2 protein-coding genes and 1 pseudogene are annotated in these 2,830 nt (G+C 38.9%); all 3 read left to right on the top strand.

Translation table 11 applies throughout. The features are described from left to right. Positions 1-228: hypothetical protein (locus KA878_RS12870; protein ID WP_210142174.1), on the top strand; the 228-nt coding region annotated here is incomplete at its 5' end. Positions 229-923: 695 nt separating this feature from the next. Next, the gene (gene poxtA, locus KA878_RS12865; RefSeq protein ID WP_002415638.1) at positions 924-2,552 is read left to right on the top strand and encodes an ABC-F type ribosomal protection protein PoxtA; all 1,629 of its coding nucleotides are present in this window, start codon (positions 924-926) and stop codon (positions 2,550-2,552) included. A gap of 53 nt (positions 2,553-2,605) precedes the next feature. Beyond that, positions 2,606-2,830: pseudogene (locus KA878_RS12860) on the top strand (IS6 family transposase); the annotation flags it as partial.

Below are 2,830 nucleotides of genomic sequence, written 5' to 3'. Positions count from 1 at the left end.
AAAACTTTGCAACAGAACCACATGACAAATGCAAGCTTTGGAATTTACATTATTCATTATCCTGTTGTTGTGTGGGTATGCTACTTGCTTTACAGTTACCTCAACTTACCGATGATATTTATCTATATTCTTGCTTTAGGGCTTGAACTGATACTGACACCGTTAATTTATGAGCTGTTTAAAAGGATTCCTGTAGTTCGCTTTTTAGTATTGGGGATAAAAAAATGAGCATTTCTTACTATCCTATTAAACGAGTATAGCTATCCTATCGGCAGTAGCGTTGTCTATGGTTATGGCTTGCCTGCATATTAAAAAAGGGCAAAAGAAAAACAGAGGATTTTACCCCTCTGTTTCCTCTTTTGCGTTACATATTCAGTTTACAGTTGTACAATACTTGGTCTATAAACAAACTGTAAAGTGAGCAGCTTAGATGAGCTATTGACATATGCACTCAAGCTCTCTATAATTAAAATATAAAATAAGAGAGGGTGAGCACAGTGTTATTCGGGAAGTTTTGCATTGATTTTGGCTCTACACAACAATATAAGACAGAGCATTGTGTGGAGCCCAATCAGATAAAATGTTTATTTGAGAGGCAGGGCTATTTAAATCAGAAATTTGTGATTTAAGAGCCTTATTTGTGTTGCCTTTCAATAAGCAAACTCAATGATTGGATATGTGGCCGTAGACAATGTTTTGTCTACGGCCTTTTGCTGTCTATATTTCATCTATGTTATTGGCATAGTGTCTGAAAAAGCAGAGGGCTACGTCTATGGGACGTATTGCTACCTCTGCTTTTATTTTTTAAATGATGATATCAGAGAAGAAAATATATCCCCGCACAGGAGATAATCAAGCAAGGAAAACTGTAAGCCATAAAATGATGGCTTGCAGTATGTATGACGATGGAGGAATGATACAAGATGAAAGGTAAAAATATGAATTTAGCCTTTGGGTTGGAAGAAATTTATGAGGATGCTGAGTTTCAAATCGGAGATTTGGATAAGGTCGGTATTGTCGGCGTGAACGGAGCCGGAAAGACCACCTTGTTCCGCCTGCTGTTGGGAGAACTTGAACTTGATAATGGTTCACTGACCAGTGGAAATGCCCGTATTGGTTATCTCCCACAGGAAATTGTCTTGGAAGATGAGGATATTACCGTTTGGGATTTCCTTTTTGAGGGACGTCCGATTAAAAAGTATGAGCAGGAATTGGAAGAAATCTATAAAAAGCTTGAAACCGCAGTCAATGCAGAGCAGGAAGCACTGCTTGCCCGAATGGGAACATTGCAAGAACGCTTGGAGTATTTCGACTTCTATGAGGCAGAAACAATTCTGTTGGAGTTTGCAGATAAAATGAGCATTGATGCAGAATTATATCATCGTCCGATGAGAGAGCTTTCAGGCGGACAAAAATCCAAAATGGCATTTGCCAGACTACTATATTCAAAACCGGAAATTCTATTGTTGGATGAGCCTACCAACCATTTAGATGTCAGCACAAAGGATTTTGTTATAAAATACTTAAAGAATTATAGGGGTTCGGTACTGATTATCAGCCATGATATTGATTTTCTAAATCGGATTATCAACAAAATTATGTACATCAACAAAGCTACCCATAAAATATCTGTTTATGATGGAGACTACTACATCTACAAGAAAAAGTATGCAGAGGAACAGCGGATTCGTGAAATGGCGATTGTACAGCAGGAAAAAGAAATAAAGGAGCTTTCCGATTTTGTACAAAAAGCAAAACAAGCCAGTCAGACCAATCATCACCTCAAACGAATGGGTCAAGAGCGAGCCTTGCGGCTTGATAAAAAGCGTGGAGAGCTGCAAAAGAGAAATCGACTGTACAAGCGTGTGAAGATGGATATTCGCCCCAAGCGTGAAGGGGCACAAGTTCCCTTAGAGGTGGAAAATATCACCTTCCACTATTCGGGGTATCCCACCCTTTATCAGAACCTTTCCTTTCAGATTAACGGAAGAGAACGATTTCTTGTGGTGGGTGAAAACGGTGTCGGTAAATCCACCTTATTGAAATTGATGATGGGTATTCTCAGTCCAGATGAAGGATGCATTCGCTTTAACCAGAAAACTGATATTGCATATTATGCACAGGAACTCGAACAGCTTGATGAAAACAAAACGGTCATTGACAATGTGGAGTCTGAAGGATATACACCGTGGCAAATCAGAGCCGTACTGAGCAACTTCCTGTTTTATGATGACGATGTAAACAAGAAAGTATCTGTGCTGTCCCCTGGAGAAAAAGCAAGGGTTGCCCTTTGCAAAATCCTATTACAGAAAGCCAATCTTTTGATACTGGACGAGCCGACCAACCACCTTGACCCAGAAACGCAGAAAATCATTGGCGGCAACTTCAATTTGTTTGAGGGAACCATTATTGCCGTTAGCCATAACCCATCCTTTGTGGAACAAATCGGAATTAGCCGTATGCTTATTTTGCCCAGCGGTCGAATTGAACCCTATTCCCGTGAGCTGCTTGAGTATTATTATGAAATCAACGGTTCTGTTGCAAAGTTTTAAATCTACTATCAAATAAGGTAGAATAATAGAAAAAGATAGCAGGAGGAATGACGATGAATCATTTTAAAGGAAAGCAATTTCAGCAGGATGTGATTATTGTAGCCGTGGGCTACTATCTTCGTTATAACCTTAGCTATCGTGAAGTTCAAGAAATCTTATATGATCGTGACATTAACGTTTCTCATACGACGATTTATCGTTGGGTGCAAGAATATGGCAAACTACTCTATCAAATTTGGAAAAAGAAAAATAAAAAATCCTTTTATTCATGGAAAATG

This window comes from Staphylococcus sp. GDY8P57P, assembly GCF_017892585.1.
GTDB classification, from domain to species: Bacteria; Bacillota; Bacilli; order Staphylococcales; family Staphylococcaceae; genus Staphylococcus; species Staphylococcus borealis.
The sequence above is the reverse complement of the archived record's forward strand: the minus strand, read 5'-3'. Positions and strand labels throughout refer to the sequence as shown.

Bases quoted from the DNA above. Each gene is read 5' to 3' on its own strand.
- poxtA (WP_002415638.1), top strand. From the start codon at position 924: ATGAAAGGTAAAAATATGAATTTAGCCTTTGGGTTGGAAGAAATTTAT.